This is a genomic window from Aeromonas sp. TW 6 (assembly GCF_013168745.1).
Taxonomy (GTDB): domain Bacteria; phylum Pseudomonadota; class Gammaproteobacteria; order Enterobacterales; family Aeromonadaceae; genus Aeromonas; species Aeromonas caviae.
On record NZ_JABERS010000010.1, the window covers coordinates 96,541 to 120,470 of the forward strand.

Genomic DNA, 23,930 nt, shown 5'->3' on the forward strand with positions numbered 1-23,930 from the left:
CAAGGCCGCCCCAGGGCGGCCTTTTCCTGATCCCAAAAAATGAACAAGGGGTAATAAGTGGCACGCACTATTATGCTCATCCCGGTCGGCACTGGTGTCGGCGTAACCTCCGTGAGTCTTGGCGTCGTTCGCGCCATGGAACGTCACGGTGTCAATGTCAGCTTCTTCAAACCGGTCGCCCAGCCGCGTCCGGGTGAAACCGGTACCGAGCGCTCCACCGCAGTGATCCGCGCCGCTGCCAACATCAACCCGCCCGAGCCGTTCGCCCTCTCCTACGCCGAGAACATGATCACCTCCAGCAACACCGACATCCTGCTGGAAGAGATCGTGGCCCGCTTCGAAGAGCACGTGAAGACCAGCGGTGCCGAAGTGGTGGTGATCGAGGGCCTGGTTCCGACCGACAAGCAACCCTTTGCCAACAAGCTGAACTACGACGTCGCCAAGGCGCTGGACGCCGACATGGTGTTCGTGACCCATCCGGGCAACGACTCCAGCCAGAAGCTCAAAGAGCGCATCGAGCTGGCCTGCTCCAACTTCGGTGGCGTCAACAACCCGCGCATCGTGGGCTGCGTCATCAACAAGGTGGGTGCCCCGGTTGACGAGCACGGTGTGACCCGTCCCGACCTGACCGAGATGTTCGAAGCGCACCACCACGGCGCCGATACCGGCCACAACCTGGAAGTGCTGCAAGTCTTCGGCAAGAGCCCGCTGCGCATCCTCGGCTGCATCCCCTGGAACACCCAGCTGATCGCCCCGCGCGCCAAGGATCTCGCCAAGCACCTGGCCGCCAAGATCATCAACAAGGGTGAGCTGGAAAGCCGCCGCCTGCAGACCGTGACCTTCTGCGCCCGCTCAATCCACAACATGATCGAGCACTTCCGTCCGGGCAGCCTGCTGGTGACCTCCGGCGACCGCTCCGACGTCATCGTCTCCGCCTGCCTGTCCGCCATGAACGGCGTCAAGCTGGGTGCCCTGCTGCTGACCGGCAACTACCACCCGGAACCCCAGGTGATGGCACTGTGCCAACAGGCCATGGCCACCGGTCTGCCGATCATGATCACCGGCACCAACACCTGGCAGACCGCCGTCAGCCTGCAGAACTTCAACGTCGACATCCCGGAAGATGACCGCGAGCGTATCGAGCTGGTGCAGGACTACGTTGCTGGTCACATCGACAAGCACTGGATCGAGTCTCTCTCCGCCAAGTCCACCCGCTCCCGTCGCCTGAGCCCGCCGGCCTTCCGCTACCAGCTGACCGAGCTGGCCCGTCAGGCCAACAAGCGCGTCGTGCTGCCGGAAGGGGAAGAGCCGCGCACCATCAAGGCGGCCGCCATCTGTGCCGAGCGCGGTATCGCCCGTCCGGTGCTGCTGGGCAACCCGGACGAGATCCGCCGCGTCGCTGAACAGCAGGGCGTGATCCTGACCGACCGCGTCGAGATCATCGATCCCGTTGCCGTGCGCGAGCGTTACGTGGCCCGTCTGGTCGAGCTGCGCAAGAACAAGGGCATGACCGAAGTGGTTGCCCGCGAGCAGCTGGAAGACAACGTGGTACTGGGTACCATGATGCTGGAGCGCAACGAGGTCGACGGTCTGGTATCCGGCGCCGTGCACACCACTGCCAACACCATCCGTCCGCCGATGCAGATCATCAAGACCGCCCCGGGCTCTTCCCTGATCTCCTCCATCTTCTTCATGCTGCTGCCGGACCAGGTGCTGGTCTACGGTGACTGCGCGATCAACCCGGATCCCACTGCCGAGCAGCTGGCCGAGATCGCCATCCAGTCCGCCGACTCCGCCGCCGCCTTCGGTATCGAGCCGCGCGTGGCCATGATCTCCTACTCCACCGGCACCTCCGGCGCCGGCGCGGACGTGGAGAAGGTGCGTGAAGCGACCGAGCTGGCCAAGGCCAAGCGTCCCGACCTCATCATCGACGGCCCGCTGCAGTACGATGCGGCCATCATGGAGAACGTCGCCAAGTCCAAGGCACCGAACTCCCCGGTTGCCGGCAAGGCCACCGTGTTCGTGTTCCCGGATCTCAACACCGGCAACACCACCTACAAGGCGGTACAGCGCTCCGCCGAGCTGGTCTCCATCGGCCCCATGCTGCAAGGCATGCGCAAGCCGGTCAACGACCTCTCCCGTGGCGCCCTGGTGGACGACATCGTCTACACCATCGCCCTGACCGGCATCCAGGCAGCCCAGGCCGAGTAATCGACCCGCAGTCCGATACAATGAAAAACCCGCCGAGAGGCGGGTTTTTTATGGCTCGCGCCCAGAAATGTTGATCCGCAAGATCAGGTCGGGATCCCGTCCGGATCCACGGACAGATCCGTGTTCCGCCCTTGGCAAGGCTCGAGGGATAAGCAAACGCTCACACCCTCGCCAGGGGATTGCACAAATGCGATCCAGCCAGGATCAAATTGAAATATCCCTTTAAGATCATAAGACTAACGCCAGACACACCGCTAATCTACAGAGTTTTCCACAGCTTTTGTGGATAGTTTACCGATCATTTGAAAGAAAATGACAGGTGAAGCCCCTCCCTTCCCCCTTCTCTTTCACCCCTCGATAACCTCCTGATGCTGTGGCCAGCATCCCTACCGGCGCCCCCACTTGCCCGCAACGCTGCCAGACACGAAAAAGGGCTCCGAAGAGCCCTTGAACAGCTATTTTCACATCCGGCCACATCAGGGACGCAGGGATTTGTCCGCCCGGGAGATGCCACAGACACCGGAGCGCACCACTTCGATGATCTCGTTGGTCTGGGCAGCCGTCTTGATGAAGGCGTCCAGCTTTTCGCTGGTCCCGACGAGCTGCACCGTGTAGAGCTCGGGGGTGACGTCGACGATCTGGCCACGGAAGATGTCCGCCAGCCGCTTCAGTTCGTCACGGGCACCACCGGCGGCGCGCGCCTTGACCAGCGCGATCTCCCGCTCGATGTGCTCCCCCTCGCTCAGGTCACATACCTTGAGCACGTCCACCAGCTTGTGCAGCTGCTTCTGGATCTGCTCCAGCACCCGCTCATCCCCCATGGTGACGATGGTCATGCGGGACAGGGTGGGATCCTCGGTGGGGGCCACCGTCAGGGTCTCGATGTTGTAGCCGCGCTGGGAGAAGAGGCCTACCACACGGCTCAGGGCGCCGGATTCGTTCTCCAGCAGTACTGAAATGATGTGTCTCATGATATTTCCCCCGCCTTGCTCAGCCACATCTCGTCATTGATGGAACCAAACTTGAGCTCCATGGGTACGACCGAAATAATGTGTCCCATTGTCAGGTTCTCTCCGTCTTGCTCAGCCACATCTCGTCCATGGCACCAAATTTGATCTGCATCGGATAGACGTGCTCGTCCGGATCGACCGAGATGTCCATGAACACCAGTCTGTCCTTCATGGCAAAGGCCTTCTCCATGGCGCTCTCCAGCTCCGCCGGATCGCTCACCGCGATGCCGACGTGGCCATAGGCTTCCGCCAGCTTGACGAAGTCAGGCAGGGATTCCATGTAGGAGTGGCTGTGACGGCCGCCGTAGAACATCTTCTGCCACTGCTTGACCATGCCCAGCGCACGGTTGTTGATGGAGATGATCTTGATGGGCACCCCGTACTGCATGCAGGTGGAGAGCTCCTGAATGTTCATCTGCACCGAACCGTCACCGGTGACGCAGCAGACCACCGCATCCGGGTTGGCAAACTGGGCGCCCATGGCGGCCGGAATGCCGAACCCCATGGTGCCGAGACCACCTGAGTTGATCCACTGACGTGGTTTGGCAAACGGGTAGTAGAGGGCGGCAAACATCTGGTGCTGGCCCACGTCGGAGGCGACGAACGCCTCCCCCTTGGTCACCTTGTAGAGAGTCTCGATGACCTGCTGCGGCTTGATCAGGGTGGGATGGGTTTCGTAGGCCAGGCAGTTGCGGGAGCGCCACTGGCCGATCTGGCTCCACCAGTCCGCCAGTACCTGCTTGTCGTTGTCAAAGCCGCACTCGCGGATCACTTCCAGCATCTGCTCCAGCACGGTTTCCACCGAGCCGACGATGGGCACATGGGCCTGCACCGTCTTGGAGATGGAGGTGGGATCGATGTCGATGTGGACTATGGTGGCGTTGGGGCAGAACTTGGCCACGTTGTTGGTGACGCGGTCATCGAAGCGGGCACCCACGGCGAAGATGAGATCCGCGTTGTGCATGCTCTTGTTCGCTTCGAAGGTGCCGTGCATGCCGAGCATGCCGATGAACTGCGGATGGGTGCCGGAGAAAGCGCCCAGCCCCATGAGCGTGGTGGTCACCGGCAGGTTCAGCAGCTCCGCCAGCTTGGTCACCAGGTGATCCGCATTGGCGTTGATGGCGCCGCCACCCACGTACATGACCGGGCGGCTCGCCTCGGTCAGCAGCTTGGCAGCCCGCTTGATCTGGCCCTTGTGTCCCGCCTTGGTCGGATTGTAGGAGCGCAGGGAAACGGACTCGGGATACTGATAGGGGAACTTCTCTTTCGGATTCTGCACGTCTTTGGGCAGATCCACCACCACGGGCCCCGGGCGGCCACTGGCGGCAATGTAATAGGCCTTCTTGATGGCCTCGGGAATGTCGCTGGCTTTCTTGCACAGGAAGCTGTGCTTCACCACCGGGCGGGAGATGCCGATCATGTCGGTCTCCTGGAACGCATCCTCCCCGATCATGCTGGTCGGCACCTGGCCGGACAGGATCACCAGGGGAATGGAATCCATGTAGGCGGTGGCGATCCCCGTGATGCAGTTGGTGGCGCCGGGACCCGAGGTCACCAGCACAGTGCCCACCTTGCCGGTGGAGCGGGCGTAACCGTCCGCCATGTGCACTGCGGCCTGCTCGTGCCGCACCAGGACATGCTCCATCTTGCCGTTTTCGAAGAGAGCGTCATAGATGTCGAGCACTGAGCCACCAGGGTAGCCGAAAACGTGTTCCACTCCCTGATCTTCCAGCGCTCTAACCACCATCTGGGCGCCTGATAACATCTCCATGATAAAGCCCTCCAGGCTTTGCTCCGTTAAGCGAAAGCTATCGACAGTCCGCTGCTTCCCGGCAGCGCCGATCCGAGTCTTGTTGTTGTCTGCAGGCAGATCAGGCGAGTTCGGAGCCGTCGATAGTAGAAAAATAGGGGTTTTCCATCATTCACCCGAAAAGCGGGTGAAAAACCAACTTAACCCGCCCGTGAACGCTTGTCCACGGCTTTGTCTGGCCATAACAGTCATAAATTTCAAACAGCTATTAACATTCAGTGACTTGGCCACCAGACGGGCAACAAAGAGGGGCCCTGGGGGGAACAACCAGCGGATCATGCTGCCCGCGTCGGTCAGGAACAAAATAAACGGCCCACCCCGAGGGGGTGGGCCGTCAAAAACTGGCTGGTTTCACTGCTCGTCTTCGGGTTCTGCCAGCCAGATCTGCTGATCCGGATCCGTCTCTTCGCAGACCGAAATGCTGACACCCATGTCGAGCAGCTCATGCAGGGTGAGATTGTCTGCCAGAGTCATGGTGTCGCCGTTTTCATTGGTAAAGCGCATGGTGTCCGTCCTCTCCGTGGTGGGATCGACTCAGTTTAGTCAAAGGCGCTGAGTTGGGATAACCAGGGACGCTCCTGGCCGGTGCGGCTGGCAAGCTCCCCCAGGCTGTCACACACCTCCTCCGGAAAGAGAGTCCTGCCCCAGAGGCGGCGGGAGAGCGCCCCCACCTCCTCCCCGGCCCCGGCCCCGGCCAGCAACCAGTCGGCCAGCTCTCCTGCCACATCGGGATAGCGTACCCTGCCAGGAGAAGGGGCCTCCAGCCAGCTTCGCACCGCATTGGCATCCAGGCTGTCCATCAACTGGGCCAGCCCCATCAGCTCCAGGGTCCTGCCGTTGGTCAACTGCTCGAACTGGCCACCCAGGGGTTTGACCAGCAGCTTCTTGCCAAGGGAGAGCGCCTCGGAGGCAAGCTCGAATCCCGCATTGCTCATGACCCCGCGACAACCTGCCAGCGCCAGCTTGAACCCCTCTCTGGCCTGAGGTTCAAAGCGGATGTTGCGCCACTCGCTACGCTTGCGCACCTCGGGATGGAAGCAGATGAACGACTGCGGGCTGAAACGCGACAACAGGGCCGCGATCGTCTCTGTCTGCTCGAATGGCAGATAGACCAGGATCTGCTGGTTGTCCGGCACCGGCTCGAGGGGATCGACGATGGGAGGCAGCAGGGGCTGGCCGAAATGGAACCAGTGCAGCCCCAGGGACTGGCGTACCGGCGCAAAATGGCGCATCAGCTGACGGTTGAAGCCGCTCTCCCCCCAGCGCGGGATCGGCCAGTCGAAGCTCGCCTGATGGCTGATGGTGAGGCTGGGTTTGCCCCAGCGGCGAGCAGCATGGGCACTGAGCGGCTCGAAGTCGCTGATGACCAGATCGTACTCGCGACAATCGAGGGCACGCAGATCTTGCCAGAAACGCAGGGGAGAGAGTCCCTTGAGGGTGCGCCAGCCCGAGATGCGCCCCTGATGGCTGGCGAAAGTGATACCGGGGAAGGTGCGATAATCCCCGAACTCCCCCATCTCGAAGTAGCCGTCGGCGGCGCGCCCGCTGAACAGATAGTCCACCGCCACGCCCCTGCTCTTCAATGCGCGCGCCAGGGTCCGGCTACGACTGATATGACCGTTGCCGGTCCCCTGAACGCCGAACAGAATCCTCATCCCTGGCTCCAACCCAGCGCCCAGAGGGCGCAACCACCGCCAAGCAGCGCCCCGGCCACCAGATCGCTCAGATAATGCACCCCGAGCAGCAGGCGGGACGCCCCCACCAGCGCGGCCCAGACAAACAGCAGCGGTGCCCAAAGCGGGAAACTGGCGGCCATTACGGTCGCCATCAGAAAGGCGGCCGCGGTATGGCCCGAGGGCAGGCTGTAACGATCCGACGGGGTGATGAAGACAGGCAACCCTGCCGGGCGCTGGCGTTTGAGGGCATTCTTGAGCAGCAGGTAGAGCGGCAACTCGAGGGCAAACGCCCAGAGCGCCACCCTGACCGCCTCCTGCCCGGCGCTCCCCTGCCACCAGAGCAGGCAGGCCGCCACGGCATAGAGGGGGCCGTCACCGGTACGGGAGACAAGCCGGCTTATCCTGGCCTGCGGCTGATTGTAGGGGTGGAGCAGGCAGACACGACACACCCGCAGGTCCCATTGCTGGATCTTGTTCATCACGGCCCTCCCTTGCATCCTGAGTGCAGACTAGGAGGGCGGCATGACACTTCGTTGACGCCCAGATAACAGATTGATGAAAAAAAGGGCCCAGGGGCCCTTTTTCATCCGTCATCCCGAAAAAGTCAGTTCAGGGCACCACGCAGGCCGTTTTCCATCAGGCGGCAGTTGTGGGCCGCGAGGCGGCTCATGAAGCGCTCGTCCACCGTCAGACCAAACACCTGCTCGTAGAGATCCTTCATCACGAATGGCTGCCACATCATGCTGAGGAAGGAGATCTTCAGCATCTCGGGGTCCAGGTTGTCCGCCAGCTGGCCGTTGGAGCGCATGGACTCGAGCAGGGCATCGAACTGGGGAAGTTGGCGATCCAGCAGGCGGCTCAGCACAAAATCACGCCCCGGGCTCTTTTCAGTGGACAATGCGCTGGAGATGGCGGAGGTCAGCTCGCTGTTGGGCGCCATCACCTGATAGTAGGTGTTGAGCAGATCGGTCAGGCTGCGGTTGCTGCTCTCGTCGTGCCAGGCTTGCTCGAGGGGCTCGGCCACATCCCCCAGCACCGCCTTGTAGAGGCCTTCCTTGCTGCCGAAGTAGTAGTGGATCATCGCCAGATTGGAGCCTGCCAGCTCGGCAATCTCGCGGGTCGTCACCTTGCTGTAGGGGGTGTTGAGAAAACGTTCGCGTGCGGCGGCAAGCAGCTTGTCACGAATGTCGGAACGTCCGACTGGACGGCCAGGTCTGCGTTTTTCCATGGAATACCTCAGATAATTCAGCAAGGGCTGATAAGTCGATCTGATTGTGCGGGTGATCGAGTACAGCAGGAATGACCAGATAATCAGGCATGAACCGAATATGGGACAAGAGAATTTGCACTCCTTTACAATCCGATTAAATAAACCAGTGGATTGAACCTGTCCATTCCGGTTGACACAGCATAAAAATCTCGTTATTGGTAGTAGCGTTATCGACTGGAAGGATTGAGACATCATGCGTATTGCCGCTCCGCTACTACTGCTCTCCCTAATCGCGACTCCTCGCGCGGGATCCTTGTAGCCGGGCTAAGGCATAGCCGGAATTTACAGAAACCCGTGCACCCCGCACGGGTTTTTTTATGCCATGCAGGATGCACGCAGCGAACTTAGGAAGAGGGAAGTCACATGTCAGATCGGGTCATCATATTCGACACCACCTTGCGTGATGGTGAGCAGGCGCTGTCGGCCAGCTTGACGGTCAAGGAGAAGCTGCAGATCGCCCAGGCGCTGGAGCGGCTCGGTGTCGATATCATGGAAGTGGGTTTCCCCGTCTCCTCCCCCGGCGATTTTCAATCGGTTCAGACCATCGCCCGCCACATCAAGAACAGCCGGGTCTGCGCCCTGGCTCGCGCCCTGCAAAAAGACATCGATGCCGCCGGCGAAGCCTTGAAAGTGGCAGAGGCATTTCGCATCCATACCTTCATCTCCACCTCCTCCATTCACGTGGAGAGCAAGCTGAAAAAGAGCTTCGAAGACGTGCTGGAGATGGGGGTCGGCGCCATCAAGCACGCCTTGCGCTACACCGATGACGTGGAGTTCTCCTGCGAAGATGCGGGCCGCACCCCGATAGACAACCTGTGCCGCATGGTGGAAGCCGCCATCAAGGCCGGCGCCCGCACCATCAACATTCCTGACACCGTGGGCTACACGGTGCCGACCGAATTCTCCGGCATCATCCACACCCTGTTCAACCGGGTACCCAACATCGACAAGGCCATCATCTCGGTGCACTGCCACGACGATCTGGGCCTCTCGGTGGCCAACTCCATCAGTGCCGTGCAGATGGGGGCCCGCCAGATCGAGTGCACCATCAACGGCATCGGCGAGCGTGCTGGCAACTGCTCTCTGGAAGAGGTCGCGATGATCCTGAAGACCCGCGCCGACCTGCTCGGGGTACACACCAACATTCGCCACAGCGAGATCCACCGCACCAGCACCCTCGTCAGTCAAATCTGCAACATGCCGGTGCAGCCCAACAAGGCCATCGTCGGCGCCAACGCCTTCTCCCACAGCTCAGGCATCCATCAGGACGGCGTGCTCAAGGCGAAGAACACCTATGAAATCATCACCCCCGAGAGCATCGGTCTCACCCAGAACAACCTCAACATGACCTCCCGCTCCGGCCGCCACGTCATCAAGCACCGGATGGAGTCCATGGGCTACGCCGAGAGCAGCTACGACCTCGACGATCTCTACGCCAAGTTCCTCACCCTGGCTGACAAGAAGGGCCAGGTGTTCGACTACGACCTGGAGGCCCTCGCCTTCTTCAGCCAGATCCATGAGGAGCCCGAGCACTTCAAGCTGGAGTACCTCGGCGTGCAGAGCGGCAGCTCGGTGCTCGCCACCGCCTCGGTCAAGCTCAAGGTAGGCCAGGATCTGGTGTGCGAGGCCGCCACCGGCAACGGCCCGGTGGATGCGGTCTACCAGTGCATCAACCGCATCACCGGCTACGAGATCCGCATCGACAAATACGAACTCAAGGGCAAGGGCGAGGGCAAGAACGCCCTCGGCCAGGTGGACATCGTCGCCGAGTACAAGGGGCGCAAGTTCCACGGCATGGGGCTGGCCACCGACATCATCGAATCCTCAGCCCAAGCCCTGGTCCACGTGATCAACAGCATCTGGCGCGCGGACCAGGTCGCCGAGCAGATGGAGCGCAACCACACCATCAAATCGGAAACCGTCTGAGCCCGCCGCCGGACAAGATGACAGCATGACATGGGGAGGACCGGGGCCTGGGCAGTGGTCCGGACCGGCCTCCCGGATGAAACGGAATCACACTATCAAGACGGAGAGAGTATGAGCAGTTATCGGATCGCAGTATTGCCGGGTGACGGCATTGGCCCGGAAGTGATGGCAGAGGCCATCAAGGTACTGGAAAAGGTGCAGACCAAATTCGGCTTCTCCCTCGACTATGACCGTCACGACGTCGGCGGCATCGCCATCGACAACCACGGCACACCGCTGCCCCAGAGCACGATCAAAGGCTGCGAAGCGGCCGATGCGGTGCTGTTCGGATCGGTGGGCGGCCCCAAGTGGGAGCACCTGCCGCCCAACGATCAGCCGGAGCGCGGTGCCCTGCTGCCCCTGCGTGCCCACTTCAAACTGTTCTGCAACCTGCGCCCGGCCCGCATCTACACCGGTCTGGAGCAGTTCTCCCCGCTGCGTGCCGACATCTCCGATCGCGGCTTCGACATCGCCTGCGTGCGCGAGCTGACCGGCGGCATCTATTTCGGCCAGCCCAAGGGGCGTGAAGGGGAAGGCGCCACCGAGAAGGCCTTCGACACCGAGGTGTACCACCGCTTCGAGATCGAGCGCATCGCCAAGATAGCGTTTGAATCGGCCCGGGTGCGCAAGGCCAGGGTCACCTCCATCGACAAGGCCAACGTGCTCGCCTCCTCCATCCTGTGGCGCGAGGTGGTGACCGAGGTCGCCAAGTCCTACCCGGACGTGGCCCTGAACCACATGTACATCGACAACGCCACCATGCAGCTCATCAAGGATCCGTCCCAGTTCGACGTGCTGCTCTGCTCCAACCTGTTCGGTGACATCCTCTCCGACGAGTGCGCCATGATCACTGGCTCCATGGGCCTGCTCCCCTCTGCCAGCCTGAACGAATCCGGCTTCGGCCTGTTCGAGCCGGCCGGTGGCTCGGCCCCGGATATCGCCGGCAAGGGGATTGCGAATCCCATCGCCCAGATCCTCTCCGCCGCCCTGATGCTGCGTTACAGTCTCGGCCAGGAAGCCGCCGCCCAGGCCATCGAGCAGGCCGTGGCCCAGACCCTGGCAGAAGGCTATTTCACCGCCGACCTGCATCAGGCCAGCGCCACGCACCCGGTGCAGAGCACGGCCGACATGGGCAGCCAGATCGCCGCGCGCATCTGACCCCACGGCATCGATAACAAGGAAACCGAGCAATGTCCAAGACCCTCTATCAGAAAGTGTTCGACGCCCACGTGGTGCGGGAAGTGGAAGGGGAAACCCCTCTCATCTACATCGACCGCCACCTGGTGCATGAAGTGACCAGCCCCCAGGCATTCGACGGCCTGCGCGCCATGAACCGCCAGCTGCGTCGCCCGGATCTGACCTGGGCCACCATGGATCACAACGTCTCCACCACCACCAAGGACATCGCCGCCTCCGGTGAGATGGCCCGCATCCAGATGGAGACGCTCGCCGCCAACTGCAAGGCGTTCGGGGTTCGTCTCTATGACTTGAACCACAAGTACCAGGGTATCGTCCACGTGATGGGCCCCGAGCTCGGCATCACATTGCCCGGCACCACCATCGTCTGCGGTGACTCCCACACCGCCACCCACGGCGCCTTCGGCTCGCTCGCATTCGGTATCGGCACCTCCGAAGTGGAACACGTGATGGCCACCCAGACCCTGAAACAGGGCCGTGCCAGGACCATGCGTATCTCTGTCAACGGCAAGCTGGCCGCAGGCATCAGCGCCAAAGACGTGGTGCTCGCCATCATCGGCAAGGTGGGTCATGCAGGCGGGACCGGCTACGTGGTGGAGTTCGCCGGTGAAGCCATCGAGGGGCTCACCATGGAAGGGCGCATGACGGTGTGCAACATGGCCATCGAGCTCGGCGCCAAAGCGGGCATGATTGCCCCCGACCAGACCACCATCGACTACATCCGTGGCAAGGAGTTCGCTCCCAAGGGGGAGGCGCTGGAACAGGCCATCGCCTACTGGCTGACCCTCAAGAGCGACGAAGGTGCCCACTTCGACGCCGAAGTGGTGCTCGACGCCGCCGACATCGCCCCGCAAGTGACCTGGGGCACCAACCCGGGCCAGGTGATTGCCGTCAATGAGCCCATCCCTGCACCGGAATCCTTCGCCGATCCGGTGGAGCAGCAGTCCGCCCGCAAGGCCCTCGCCTACATGGACCTGCAACCGGGCCAGAAGCTCTCCGACGTGGCCATCGACAAGGTGTTCATCGGTTCGTGCACCAACAGCCGCATCGAGGATCTGCGCGCTGCCGCCGCCATCGCCCGCGGTCGCAAGGTCGCGGCAGGGGTACAGGCCCTGGTGGTGCCGGGCTCCGAGCAGGTGAAGGCCCAGGCCGAGGCCGAGGGGCTGGACAAGATCTTCATCGAGGCAGGCTTTGAGTGGCGCTTGCCCGGCTGCTCCATGTGTCTGGCCATGAACAACGACCGGCTGCAACCGGGGGAGCGCTGCGCCTCCACCAGCAACCGCAACTTCGAGGGGCGTCAGGGTCGTGCCGGCCGCACCCACCTGGTGAGCCCGGCCATGGCCGCCGCCGCCGCCGTCACCGGCCGCTTCGCCGACATTCGTGCGCTGTAACGACAAGGAGAACATGATGACAGGTTTCAAACAGCATAAAGGGATCGTCGTTCCCCTCGACAGCGCCAACGTCGACACCGACGCCATCATTCCCAAGCAGTTCCTGCAGAAGGTGAACCGCATCGGCTTTGGCAAGCACCTGTTCCACGACTGGCGCTTCCTGGACGATGCAGGGGAGCAGCCCAACCCGGAGTTCGTACTGAACAAACCGCAATTCGCCGGTGCCAGCATCCTGTTGGCCCGCGAGAACTTCGGCTGCGGCTCGAGTCGCGAGCACGCCCCCTGGGCGCTGGCGGACTACGGCTTCAAGACCATGATCGCCCCGAGCTTTGCCGACATCTTCTACGGCAACGCCATCAACAACGGCATGGTGCCGGTTCGTCTGAAGGAGGAGGAGGTCGACGCCCTGTTCCAGCTGGTCGCCGCCCAGCCGGGCATCGAGATCGAAGTGGATCTGGAGGCCAACCAGGTGCGTGCAGGCAGCCTCACGTTCGGCTTCGAAATCGACGAGTTCCGTCGCTACTGTCTGCTCAACGGGCTGGATGCCATCGGTCTGACCCTGCAGCACGAGGCCGCCATCAGCGCCTTCGAGGCGAAGCAGCCAAGCTGGATTTGACGAGCCTGCGACAAGAAAGCGAGTAGAATCAACAGGGAGCCGAGGCTCCCTGTTTTATTGTCGGGTCGCTGTACAAAGCCCGCCACCTCTGCATGTCCGACAGGAGACACCTATGTCCGCAAGGGGCGCCCTTTCATTGCTCTGCCTGCTGCTCAGCCTCCCGGCCCTGGGCGGACAGACCTCTTTCACCAACAGTGGCGGTCAGCTCAATGTCGGCTGGCAGGACAGAGAGGGCAAGGCGCAGCAGCTCAGCTATCGGCTGGAGGCGGGCAAGCTGCCCCCTCTCATCGCTTACCGTCCAGCTAGGATGCAGGAAGACGTACTGCAAAGCCTGCTGCAGCAGGCACCCCTGGCGTTCCCCGAGGTGCAGTTCTCCCTCGTTCGCCCCGCCATGAGCCTCAGCATCAAGAGCCGCAACGCCGACAAGGCGCGGGAAGCCTCCCAATGGGTCAAGCCCGAGCAGGCCAAACTGGAGGCCGCCTGGCTCACGCAGCACTACTTCCAGCCCTTCACTGCCCCCGACGGCGCTCCCGCCATCAAGCAGGATCATGTGCGCATCGCCCTGGAGAGTCGGGACGAGCTGGCCCCGTTGATGGAGCAGCTCAAGCAGGAAGGGGCCACCGAGACCGAGGCGCGCCAGAAGACGGTGGCCTACATGCTCGACTTCATCCAGGCCATCCCCTATCAACTGCTCGACAGCCAGTCGGGCCGCTCTGGCAAGGGGTTTCTGAGCCCGCGCCAGGTGCTGGAGCAGAACCGGGGGGATTGCGACAGCAAGGTGACCCTGATGGCCGCCCTGCTGGCCCAGGGGTATCCCGATCTCAAGCAGGCCATGGTGTTCGTGCCGGGACATGTCCTGCTGGGGGTGGCCCTGCCAGCCAAACCGGGGGAGGCCACCTTGAGCCGGGCGGGGGAGACCTACCTCCTGATGGAGCCGACCGGCCCGGCCCAGCTGCCCATGGGCCAGCTCGCGCCCACCAGCAAGACGCTGGTCGACAGCGGCCAGTTGAGCGTGCAACCGGTGCAGGATGAGGGGAAATGAGACAGGCCAGCCCATGGCTGGCCTGTCTCGAGGAGGACGGGCGCCCGGGTCTCAGGTGAGGGAGAGAAACTCCAGCGCCAGCAGGAGACCGTCTTCTTCCTCCAACACCCGCACGATGCGAGCCTGGGCCTCGAAGGGAGGCAGAAGATTGCTGCTGGTCGCCAGGCTCACCCGGATGGGCTGGGCCAGATCGAACTCGTGCTTGTTCACTTCGACGCCCATGCCGTTGGCGCTGAGATCCCGGCAGACCCCCTCCAGCACCTGCTGATGCTGGAACAGGGTGACGGGGGCATTGATGACCATGCGCTGGAAGGCACGTCTTTCCTTGGTGCTGGTGATCACTGGGGACTTCCTCCTTGGTGGTGGCTCGCACGATGCGGCCCGTGAAACATAGTGCTGGCCTCCCCCCAGGAACGCCAATACAATGCGATGCGTTGCTCAAACGGGGTGCGGTTTACCGCTGAGATTATACCCGTGAACCTGATCCAGATAATGCTGGCGGAGGAATTTGAGGCATGGCGCGCGTTTTTTGTGCCCTCATCCGCCGGCGCTCACCACACGCGAGGTGCCATTGATGAGCACCCCGACATCCACAGGAGTGCCATTGATGAAGACCCTGCTGCTGATCGCCACCAGCCTGCTCTCTGCCCAGGCGTTTGCCGCCGACACCCTCACCGTCTACACCTACGGCTCCTTCGCCGCCGAATGGGGGCCGGGTCCCAAGATCAAGCAGGCCTTCGAGAAGGAGTGCGGCTGCACCCTCAATCTGGTGCCCCTCGAGGATGGCGTCGCCATCCTCAACCGGCTGCGGCTGGAAGGCCAGCACAGCAAGGCCGACATGGTGCTGGGGCTGGACGATGCCCTCATCAGCGAGGCCAAACAGAGCGGCCTGTTCGCCCCTCATTCCACCAGGCTCGATGACCTCAAGGTGCCGGGTGGCTGGCAGGATGACACCTTTGTCCCCTATGACTACGGCTACTTCGCCTTCGTCTATGACAGCAACAAGCTCAAGCAGCCCCCCAAGAGCCTGAAGGAGCTGGTGGCGCGCCCCGATATCAAGGTGATCTATCAGGATCCCCGCACCTCCACCCCGGGTCAGGGCCTGATGCTCTGGATGAAGTCGGTCTACGGGGATGAGGCACCGACCGCCTGGGCGCAACTGGCCAAAAAGACGGTCACCGTCACCAAGGGGTGGTCAGAGGCCTACGGCATGTTCCTCGACGGCGAGGCGGACATGGTGCTCTCCTACACCACCTCCCCCGCCTATCACCTGATTGCCGAGAGCAAACCCCAGTACCGGGCGGCCGCGTTCGAGGAGGGTCACTACCGCCAGGTGGAAGTAGCCGCCAAGCTCAAGGGCGCCACACAGGGCAAACTGGCTGACCAGTTCCTGCAATTCATGGTGAGCCCCGCCTTCCAGAACGAGATCCCCGGCGGCAACTGGATGTATCCGGTGACAGACGTGGCGCTGCCCAAGGGGTTCGAACAGATGATCACCGTAGCTAAGCCACTCACCTTCAGCTCTGACGAGGTAGCCGCCAACCGCAAGGGGTGGATCCGCGAATGGCTGCAAGCCGTCACCCAGTGAGTTCAGGTCGTCGCACCCTCTGGTGGCTGCCCGGCAGTGCAGCCACCCTGGTCATCCTGCTGCTCTCCATTGGGCCGCTGGTCGCCCTGTTGTGGCAGGCGGGGGCCCTCTCCCCCCGCGCCCTGCTAGGCGATCCCTACCTGCGCCACGTGCTGGGTTTCAGCCTCTGGCAGGCACTGCTCTCCACCCTGCTGAGCCTGGGGCTTGCCATCCCGGTGGCCAGAGCCCTGGCGCGACGCCGTTTCACCGGACGCCGCCTGCTGCTCAAGCTGTTCGGTCTCTCCCTGGTGTTGCCGGTCATCATCGCCATCTTCGGCATGGTGGCGGTGCACGGTCGTCAGGGCTGGTTGCCGCAACTGCTGCACGGCCTGGGCCTGGATCCCGGCAACTATCTCTATGGCCTGTTCGGCATCCTGCTGGCCCATGTCTTCTTCAACATGCCGCTGGCCGCCCGCCTCATCCTGCAGAGCATAGAGAGCATCCCCGAGTCCTCCTGGCGCCTCGCCAGCCAGCTCGGCATGCGCTCCTCCCACATCTTCCGGCTGCTGGAGTGGCCGCTCATCCGCGGCATATTGCCGGGGCTCGCCAGCCTCATCTTCATGCTCTGCTTCACCAGCTTCACCACAGTGCTGGCGCTCGGGGGCGGCCCCAAGTCCACCACACTGGAGGTGGCCGTCTACCAGGCGCTGCGCTTTGACTTCGATCTCGCCACCGCTGGCGGGCTCGCCCTGGTGCAACTACTGCTGACCCTGGCCCTGCTCCTGCTGCAACACAAGCTGCAGACCACCCCGGCCAGTCGCCTCACCAGCCGTCGCCCCTGCCTGCGTCCCGACAGACACCAGAAGGGCAGCGCGCTGGTGGATGGCCTTGCCCTGACCATGGGGCTCGCCATCTTCCTGCCGCCCCTGCTGGCCATCGTGGTCGCCGGGTTCAACCCCGGTCTGCTGGCGGCGCTCGGCTCACCCCGGCTGTGGCAGGCAGGGGGACAGTCCCTGGGCATAGCCCTGGCGGCGGGCTCCCTGGCCACTTTGCTCGGCGCCGGGCTGCTGCTCACCAGCCGGCATCTGAGGGTGCGGGATCGCAAACGGCGGGCCGCCGCCCTGTGGGAGGCCAGCGGCTCCATGATCCTGATGATCCCGGCGGTGGTGCTCTCCACCGGCCTCTTCATCCTGTTCATGCCTTTCACCGACGTCTTTGCCCTGGGCCCCTGGCTGGTGGTGCTGGTCAACGCCCTGATGGCGCTGCCCTATGTGCTGCGCACCCTCTCGGCCCCCATGCAACTGGTGGTGCGCCAGTACGATCGGCTGGCGGACAGCCTGGGGGTGCGCGGCCTGCATCGCCTGCGCCTGGTGGAGTGGCCCCTGCTGCGCCGTCCGCTGGCCCTGGCCATGGCGCTCTCGATGATATTGTCCCTCGGGGATCTCGGGGCCATCGCCATGTTCGGCAGCCAGACGCTCACTACCCTGCCCTGGCTGCTCTATCAACAGCTCGGCAGCTACCGGCTGACCGAGGCGGCCGCCACCGCCCTGCTGCTGCTCACCCTCTGCTTCTCCCTGTTCTGGCTGGTGGAGCGGGGACTGGGAGGCAGACATGTGGATCACTGATCCCCGGCGGCATTGCCGCCTCCCTGCCCCCAGGATCCGCCCGGGCACGCCCCTTGGGCGCCACTTGGAGCAGTCACTCACGCTGCTTTTCATCAATTTTTCTTACTTGTTGTTCTATAAAACGACATTCAGGAGCCAAACATGCTGGTAATTGAGGAACTGGTCACCAGTTATCCCGACTGGCAGGTGACCTTCAGTGCGACCTTGCCCAAGGGGGAGATCACCGCCCTCATCGGTCCGAGCGGCGCCGGCAAGTCCACCCTGCTCGGCATGATCGCGGGCTTCGTGCCGGTGGAGTCGGGCACCCTCACCTTCGACGGCCAGGATCTGCTGTCACTGGGCCCCGCCGAGCGCCCGGTCACCACCCTGTTCCAGGATCACAACCTCTTCCTGCACCTGTCGGTGTTCGACAACATCGCCATCGGCCTGCATCCCGGCCTGCGCTTGAATCCGGCCCAGAAAAGGCAGGTGCAGGAGGCCGCTGACAAGGTGGGCCTGGGGGAGATGCTGACGCGCCTGCCGGAGCAGCTCTCCGGCGGCCAGCAGCAGCGGGTGGGGCTGGCCCGCGCCCTGGTGCGGGGCAGGCCGCTGCTGCTGCTGGACGAGCCCTTCTCGGCCCTCGATCCGGCCCTGCGCCGGGAGATGCTGGCGGAGGTCGCCCGCCTCGCCTGCGAGCAGGGCATCACCGTGCTGATGGTCTCTCACAACCCCGAGGATGCCCAGCTCATCGCCGATCAGGTGCTCTTCATCGACGCGGGACGCATCGCCTTGCAGGGCAAGCCGGATATCCTGCACAGCAGCGATCACCCCGGGCTGCTGCGCTACCTGGGCCGCGCTCTGGCGCCACAGTGAAGGGCTGACAAGCAGATGGTCTCTCCCTGTCGTTCCCAGGACGATGCCCAGCTCATCGCCGATCAGGTGCTCTTCATCGACGCGGGACGCATCGCCTTGCAGGGCAAGCCGGATATCCTGCACAGCAGCGATCACCCGGGGCTGCTGCGCTACCTGGGCCGACCGAGAGAGGCATGAGATAGGCGGGATCAAAAAAGGGGAAGCCGTCCGGCTTCCCCTTTCTCATGCAGAGATCCCGTCAAATCAGAGATTTTCCTCGGCGAACGAAGCCAGCCTGCTGCGCACCACCCCGTTCAGGAAGATGTTGGCACTGCCGTCGAAGTCCTTGAACCGCTCGACGATGTAGGTCAGACCCGAGGTCACCGGGCTCAGGTAGTTGGAGTCGATCTGAGCCAGGTTGCCGGAGCAGACGATCTTGGTCCCCTCCCCGCAGCGGGTGATGATGGTCTTGATCTGGGACGCGGTCAGGTTCTGGCACTCGTCCAGCAGCACGAAGGTGTTCTGGATGCTGCGCCCGCGCATGAAGTTGACCGATTTGAACTGGATATTGGCCTTCTCCATGATGTAGCTGAGCGACCCGCTCATGTTCTCGTCCTGCTTGTGCAGCACCTCCAGGGTGTCGGTCACCGCCGCCAGCCAGGGCATCATCTTCTCTTCTTCGGTGCCGGGCAGGAAGCCGATGCTCTCGGCAATTTCCGGGGTATTGCGGGTGACGATCACCTTCTCGTAGATCCCCTTCTCGATCACCAGCTCCAGCGCCGCCGCCATGGCGAGCAGGGTCTTGCCGCAGCCCGCCGGGCCAGTCAGGATCACCAGGTCGATGTGCGGATCCAGCAGGGCATCCAGCGCCATGCCCTGATAGACGTTCTTGGGATGCACCCCCCAGGCCTTGCGGGACATCAGCCGCTCGCGGCCGAGATCTTTCAGGCGGATCTTGTTGCCGTCGTGGCTCAGTACCCGCGCGGCAAAGAAGTTCTCCTCGTCCAGCAGGTACTGGTTGACGTGGACTCCCTCCAGCAGGTTGGCATCGATGACGTGGACCGTATCGCGGCCATGGGTTTCGCTGTCGCACTCGCCGACCCGCTCCCAGAAGCTGCCGGGCACCACCTGGAAGCCCTTGGCGAGCAGGCGGATGTCGTCGATGAGCTGGTCGCTGCGGTAATCCTCCACATGGGCAAGACCTGCTCCCTTGGCCTTGAGGCGCATGTTGATGTCTTTGGTGACCAGCACCACCTGACGCTTCATCTCGTGCTTTTGCAGGTAGAGGGCGGCGTTGATGATGCGGTTGTCCGCCTCCTTGTCGGTGAACACCTCGGCATCCTGGGGCAGATGGTGATCGCTGAAGATGGAGATACGGCCGCTCGCCTCGCCGGCCAGTGCCACTCCTTGCACTATCTGCTCCGGAGTCGCATCGCGGAAAACATCTTCCAGGGCACGGATGGCGATGCGGGCATCACGGCTGACGTCCTTCTGGCGATCCTTGATGTTGTCGAGCTCTTCGAGCACCGTCATGGGGATGAGCACGTCGTGCTCTTTGAAGGAGTAGATGGCGAGGGGTTCGTGAAGCAGAACGTTGGTATCCAGGATAAACAGCTTTCGGTCCGTGTTGTCCATAAGCATCCTCCTTGGCACTGAAGGTGCCACGTGTGTGAATCTCAGATGTCATTGAAACCACACGGCCGTGACAGTTTTATTACCCCCAACGCTACGCCCGAATTTACCGGTGCGCAACAAATCGCTGCCATCATGGGCGTCGTTCGAACATAAAATCAGCAACGAAAAGGCCGGCATGTTGCCGGCCTTTGGTGGCAATCAGCCCCTCAACCGCACTTGGAATCCCCGCAATTGAGACAGGTCATGCAGCCATCCTTTTGCACCAGCGCCTTGGTGTGGCACTTGTAGCAGAGCGCGGCACTGGGTGGGAAACCGCTGCCCGCCGGCTGCTCTTCTGCCTGTTGCTGTGCCTGCAATTGCGCCTGCTTCTCGGCCAGGAACGCCTGCTGGTGCTCGTCCAGCCCAGGCACCTTGAGCATGCCGATCTCGGTGAGATGGGTTTCGATCACGTTGCCAATTTCGGCGATGAGCGAAGGCACGTACTTGCCCTTGTTCCAGTAGCCCCCCTTGGGATCGAACACGGAGCGCAACTCCTCCACCAGAAAGGTGACGTCCCCTCCCTTGCGAAACACCGCCGAGATGATGCGGGTCAGCGCCACTATCCACTGATAGTGCTCCAGGCTCTTGGAGTTGATGAAGATCTCGAACGGGCGCCGGGTCTCGTGCACCGTGCCCTCGTTAAGAATGATGTCGTTGATGGTGATGAACAGCGAGTGCTCGGAGACGTGCTCCGGCGTCTTCAGCTTGTAGGTGGTGCCCATCAACCGTTCCGGGCGCAGCACGGTTTCATGCATGTGCACCACGTCATCCTGGGGCGTCGGCGCATCTTGCGGCTCATCCCGGGTTTTTACCTTGTAGGCGACGATTTTTCTGTCGATCTTCTTGACCATGTCTCGTCCTCAGAACTTGCCGTAATAGCCTTCTTTCAAGGCGTCATAAAGGTTGGCGGCGGTGTGCAGCTCGCCATCGTATTCGATCTCCTCGTTCCCCTTCGCCGTGATGACGGTGCCATCCTCCAGGGTGAACTCGTAACTTGTGTTCTCCAGATCCTTCTCCTTCACCAGCACGCCCTGGAAGGCGGCCGGGTTGAAGCGGAAGGTGGTACAGCCCTTGAGGCCGGAGTCCGAGGCATAGAGGTAGATATCCTTGAACTGCTCGAACGGAAAATCGGTCGGCACGTTGGCGGTCTTGGAGATGGAGGAGTCGATCCAGCGCTGAGCCGCCGCCTGGATATCCACGTGCCCGGTCGGCGTGATGTCGTCCGCGGTAATGAAGTAATCCGGCAGGCGGCTACCCTCCTCCTCGGCATAGGGCATGGCGGCCGGGTTCACCAGCTCTCTATAGGCCAGCAGCTCGAAGGAGTAGACATCCACGCTCTCCTTGCTCTTCTTGCCCGGTTTGATGACATTGCGGCTGTAGTGGTGGGCAAAGCTCGGCTCGATGCCGTTGCTGGCGTTGTTGGCGAGCGACAGGGAGATGGTACCGGTCGGCGCTATGCTGCTGTGGTGGGTGAAGCGTCCACCCACCTCGGCCAGCTCGGCTACCAGAGCGGGATCCACCTCGGCCACCTGCTGCATATAGCGGCTGTAGCGGGCATGCAACACCTTGCCCTTCACCTTGTCGCCGAGCTTGATGCCATCTGCCGCCATTTCGGGGCGCAGACGCAGCATCTTGCCGGTGACTTCGAACTCCTGCTCCATGATGGGGGCCGGCCCCTTCTCCTTCGCCAGACGCAGAGACTCCTGCCAGCCGGTCATCGCCAGCTCCTGGGAGACCTGTTCGGTGAAGGCGACGGAGGCCGCAGAGCCGTACTTGATGCGCAGCATGGTGAGGGTCGAGCCCAGCCCCAGGAAGCCCATGCCGTGGCGACGCTTGGCGGTGATCTCCTCGCGCTGCTTGGCCAGCGGCAGCTGGTTTATCTCCACCACGTTGTCGAGCATGCGGGTGAAGATGGCCACCACCTTGCGAAACGCGGGCTAGTCGAAGGCGGCCTGCTCGGTGAAGGGATCGCGCACGAAGGTGGTCAGGTTGACCGAGCCCAGCAGGCAGGCCCCATAGGGCGGCAGAGGCTGTTCACCGCAAGGGTTGGTGGCACGGATCTCTTCGCAGAACCAGTTGTTGTTCATCTGGTTCACCTTGTCGATCAGGATGAAACCGGGCTCCGCATAGTCGTAGGTAGAGGTCATGATGACGTTCCACAGCTTGCGCGCGGGCAGGGTCTTGTAGACCTTGCAGGCCACCTGGCCCAGCTCGTTGATCACCACACCCTCCTTGTTGGGCCAGTCCGCCCAGACCACCCTCGCAGGGTCATCCAGCGCGATGCCATCCTGCTCCACCTCCTTGGCGGTGTAGGGGAAGATCAGTTGCCAGGGGGCATCCTCCTTCACCGCACTGACGAACTCTTCGGTGATGAGCAGGGAGAGGTTGAATTGACGCAGGCGACCATCCTCCCGCTTGGCCTGGATGAACTCGACGACATCGGGGTGACGGATATCCATGGTGCCCATCTGGGCGCCACGACGGCCACCGGCAGAGGAGACGGTAAAGCACATCTTGTCGTAGATATCCATGAAGGAGAGCGGCCCCGAGGTATAGGCCCCCGCTCCCGAGACGAAGGCTCCGCGCGGTCGCAGGGTCGAGAAGTCGTAACCGATGCCGCAACCCGCCTTCAGGGTCAGCCCCGCCTCGTGCACCTTGCCGAGGATATCGTCCATCGAATCCTCAATGGTGCCGGAGACGGTGCAGTTGATCGTGGAGGTCGCCGGCTTGTGCTCAAACGCCCCGGCGTTGGAGGTGATACGGCCCGCCGGAATGGCACCATTGCGCAGGGCCCACAGGAAGGGTTCATACCAGGTGTCGGGTTCGCGCTCCTGCGCAGCCAGCGCGCGAGCGACACGCTGGTAGGTCTCGTCGATGGAGCCGTCGATGGGGGCGCCATCCTTGCTCTTGAGACGATACTTACTGTCCCAGATCTCGAGAGACGTCTCCTGCAGAGGGATCTGGCGGCTGGCGGTGACGCCCTCCTGTACCGGAATGGATTTAGCCATGGTCAATCAACCTCCTGTGAATGGGGTAATATCGTGACAAAAATACTACCAGTAGTGAATTTAAGAACTCAAAGCACAATATATTGTGATTTATCCGTCATAAGGGCGCCGATTCTATCCTAAAAAAATGCCCCGGCCAGCAGATTTCTGGGCCAGGGCATTTAACCGGTTCAATTTCCGAGAGATTTAAAGCGAGAGACTATCTCAGGGTTTCTTGACGTATACGCTCGGTGTCTCACCCGCCATATTCAGATAGAACTCATAGACGCCATCCGCCTCGGGCGAGAACTTCATGTCCTCATACTTGGAGCACGGGTTGACCGGTACAGGTTCCCCGCCGAGCACGGCAACGCCATCGCTCGGGCTCTTGTAACCGAAGTTGGTGCCACAACTCCAGCCGGAGTCGGCAAACTTGAACTTGTAAGGAGCCCACTCTTTCTTGAGCGTCCCCTTGGCCATGTAGAGCTTGTCGGCAACCTTGACGACCTTGCTTTCGTCGGTGGCCATCCAGTCGTTCATCTCACCACGCAGGTAGATGGACTTGCCGCCGAAGTCGCTGTTGTCCGCCGCTGCCTGCTCTGCACCACCATTGGATGCGCAACCGCCTAATACCAGGGTTCCCGCCGCCAGCATCATCGTTACTGTTCTTTTGAACATGTGTCCATTCCTCAAATTATTGTGATTCCTTGGTCCATCGATGTGGACCCGGGAATTAAACCAGAGCAGGCATGAGAAGAAAGGTAGAAGCATCACATTCTGTGCTTTTTATATCCAGAATGCAGGCTTTCGAATAGATATTGAACAGATACGGGCCACAAACAAGTCGATATTGGCTGGGATGATGAATGCGAGTATCAGAAAACACGGCGGGAAACAGCACCATAGTGCCCGCTTGCCCTCCAGTGAGTGCTGAATTTCAGGCAATAAAAAACCCCGCTCGAGTGAGCGGGGTTTCTTGTATTGGGTGCCTGGCAGTGTCCTACTCTCGCATGGCGAATGCCACACTACCATCGGCGCTACAGCGTTTCACTTCTGAG

General features: G+C 62.1%; 20 protein-coding genes, 1 pseudogene and 1 riboswitch. Of the genes and pseudogenes, 10 read left to right on the forward strand and 11 right to left on the reverse strand.

Annotation, left to right across the window (positions count from 1 at the left end; translation table 11 throughout):
* The first annotated feature begins 57 nt into the window (after nt 1-57).
* Nucleotides 58-2,211, forward strand: a complete 2,154-nt coding sequence (pta, locus tag HKD46_RS07325; RefSeq protein WP_041211116.1) for a phosphate acetyltransferase — start codon at nt 58-60, stop codon at nt 2,209-2,211.
* A 476-nt stretch (nt 2,212-2,687) separates the two neighbouring features.
* On the opposite strand, the gene ilvN is transcribed toward pta, so the two are convergent.
* The 6 genes from ilvN to HKD46_RS07355 all read right to left on the reverse strand — a co-directional run bounded on the left by ilvN (nt 2,688) and on the right by HKD46_RS07355 (nt 7,935).
* A complete protein-coding gene (gene ilvN / locus HKD46_RS07330) occupies nt 2,688-3,182 on the reverse strand; it encodes an acetolactate synthase small subunit (RefSeq protein WP_010673160.1) in 495 nt (164 codons plus the stop codon).
* A 91-nt stretch (nt 3,183-3,273) separates the two neighbouring features.
* On the reverse strand, nt 3,274-4,992 hold the full coding sequence (locus HKD46_RS07335; protein WP_171865080.1) for an acetolactate synthase 3 large subunit: 1,719 nt from the start codon (nt 4,990-4,992) through the stop codon (nt 3,274-3,276).
* Between the two features lie 390 nt (nt 4,993-5,382).
* Nucleotides 5,383-5,535 (reverse strand): hypothetical protein, encoded by a 153-nt coding sequence (locus tag HKD46_RS07340; protein ID WP_010673158.1) that lies wholly within the window; start codon nt 5,533-5,535, stop codon nt 5,383-5,385.
* Nucleotides 5,536-5,570: 35 nt separating this feature from the next.
* Nucleotides 5,571-6,686 carry an MJ1255/VC2487 family glycosyltransferase gene (locus tag HKD46_RS07345; RefSeq protein ID WP_171865081.1) on the reverse strand — a complete coding sequence of 372 codons (1,116 nt, stop codon included), beginning with the start codon at nt 6,684-6,686 and terminating at the stop codon, nt 5,571-5,573.
* The gene (locus HKD46_RS07350) at nt 6,683-7,186 is read right to left on the reverse strand and encodes a phosphatase PAP2 family protein (RefSeq protein ID WP_069784571.1); all 504 of its coding nucleotides are present in this window, start codon (nt 7,184-7,186) and stop codon (nt 6,683-6,685) included. Before HKD46_RS07350 ends, HKD46_RS07345 begins: the two co-directional genes overlap by 4 nt.
* Nucleotides 7,187-7,311: 125 nt before the next feature.
* Nucleotides 7,312-7,935, reverse strand: coding sequence for a TetR/AcrR family transcriptional regulator (locus HKD46_RS07355; RefSeq protein WP_171865082.1), 624 nt, complete (start codon nt 7,933-7,935; stop codon nt 7,312-7,314).
* A 405-nt stretch (nt 7,936-8,340) separates the two neighbouring features.
* Here HKD46_RS07355 and leuA point away from each other — a divergent pair, with 405 nt between their 5' ends.
* From leuA to HKD46_RS07380, 5 genes are all read left to right on the forward strand, one after another.
* Nucleotides 8,341-9,903, forward strand: coding sequence for a 2-isopropylmalate synthase (leuA, locus tag HKD46_RS07360; protein ID WP_010673154.1), 1,563 nt, complete (start codon nt 8,341-8,343; stop codon nt 9,901-9,903).
* Nucleotides 9,904-10,014: 111 nt separating this feature from the next.
* A complete protein-coding gene (gene leuB, locus HKD46_RS07365; RefSeq protein WP_041211114.1) occupies nt 10,015-11,100 on the forward strand; it encodes a 3-isopropylmalate dehydrogenase in 1,086 nt (361 codons plus the stop codon).
* 32 nt (nt 11,101-11,132) lie between these two features.
* Nucleotides 11,133-12,530 (forward strand): 3-isopropylmalate dehydratase large subunit, encoded by a 1,398-nt coding sequence (gene leuC, locus HKD46_RS07370; protein WP_041211113.1) that lies wholly within the window; start codon nt 11,133-11,135, stop codon nt 12,528-12,530.
* Nucleotides 12,531-12,546: 16 nt separating this feature from the next.
* Nucleotides 12,547-13,146: a 3-isopropylmalate dehydratase small subunit gene (leuD, locus tag HKD46_RS07375; RefSeq protein ID WP_039041180.1), complete on the forward strand. Its 600-nt coding sequence runs from the start codon at nt 12,547-12,549 to the stop codon at nt 13,144-13,146.
* Between the two features lie 112 nt (nt 13,147-13,258).
* Nucleotides 13,259-14,188, forward strand: coding sequence for a transglutaminase domain-containing protein (locus HKD46_RS07380; RefSeq protein ID WP_161470223.1), 930 nt, complete (start codon nt 13,259-13,261; stop codon nt 14,186-14,188).
* A 51-nt stretch (nt 14,189-14,239) separates the two neighbouring features.
* On the opposite strand, the gene HKD46_RS07385 is transcribed toward HKD46_RS07380, so the two are convergent.
* Nucleotides 14,240-14,530 carry a PilZ domain-containing protein gene (locus HKD46_RS07385; RefSeq protein ID WP_010673149.1) on the reverse strand — a complete coding sequence of 97 codons (291 nt, stop codon included), beginning with the start codon at nt 14,528-14,530 and terminating at the stop codon, nt 14,240-14,242.
* 91 nt (nt 14,531-14,621) lie between these two features.
* A riboswitch (TPP riboswitch) is annotated at nt 14,622-14,712 on the forward strand.
* An 83-nt stretch (nt 14,713-14,795) separates the two neighbouring features.
* On the opposite strand from HKD46_RS07385, the gene thiB reads away from it, so the two are divergent.
* From thiB to HKD46_RS07405, 4 genes are all read left to right on the forward strand, one after another.
* Nucleotides 14,796-15,776 (forward strand): thiamine ABC transporter substrate binding subunit, encoded by a 981-nt coding sequence (gene thiB, locus HKD46_RS07390; RefSeq protein WP_109111917.1) that lies wholly within the window; start codon nt 14,796-14,798, stop codon nt 15,774-15,776.
* Nucleotides 15,752-17,380 carry a thiamine/thiamine pyrophosphate ABC transporter permease gene (gene thiP, locus HKD46_RS07395; protein ID WP_042016674.1) on the forward strand — a complete coding sequence of 543 codons (1,629 nt, stop codon included), beginning with the start codon at nt 15,752-15,754 and terminating at the stop codon, nt 17,378-17,380. The genes thiB and thiP overlap by 25 nt, the downstream gene beginning before the upstream one ends.
* 141 nt (nt 17,381-17,521) lie before the next feature.
* Nucleotides 17,522-18,232 carry a thiamine ABC transporter ATP-binding protein gene (thiQ, locus tag HKD46_RS07400; RefSeq protein WP_049637131.1) on the forward strand — a complete coding sequence of 237 codons (711 nt, stop codon included), beginning with the start codon at nt 17,522-17,524 and terminating at the stop codon, nt 18,230-18,232.
* A 15-nt stretch (nt 18,233-18,247) separates the two neighbouring features.
* Complete coding sequence (locus tag HKD46_RS07405) at nt 18,248-18,409, forward strand: hypothetical protein (RefSeq protein ID WP_164882965.1); 162 nt, start codon at nt 18,248-18,250, stop codon at nt 18,407-18,409.
* Between the two features lie 66 nt (nt 18,410-18,475).
* Here HKD46_RS07405 and HKD46_RS07410 read toward each other — a convergent pair whose 3' ends face one another.
* The 4 genes and pseudogenes from HKD46_RS07410 to HKD46_RS07425 form a co-directional block, all read right to left on the reverse strand.
* Entirely contained in the window at nt 18,476-19,846 is a 1,371-nt protein-coding gene (locus HKD46_RS07410) for a PhoH family protein (RefSeq protein WP_010673145.1), read from the reverse strand.
* 206 nt (nt 19,847-20,052) lie between these two features.
* A complete protein-coding gene (locus HKD46_RS07415; protein WP_010673144.1) occupies nt 20,053-20,736 on the reverse strand; it encodes a hypothetical protein in 684 nt (227 codons plus the stop codon).
* Between the two features lie 9 nt (nt 20,737-20,745).
* Nucleotides 20,746-22,893: pseudogene (locus HKD46_RS07420) on the reverse strand (adenosylcobalamin-dependent ribonucleoside-diphosphate reductase).
* Nucleotides 22,894-23,097: 204 nt separating this feature from the next.
* Nucleotides 23,098-23,550, reverse strand: coding sequence for a pullulanase (locus tag HKD46_RS07425; protein WP_029313820.1), 453 nt, complete (start codon nt 23,548-23,550; stop codon nt 23,098-23,100).
* Between the last annotated feature and the right edge of the window lie 380 nt (nt 23,551-23,930).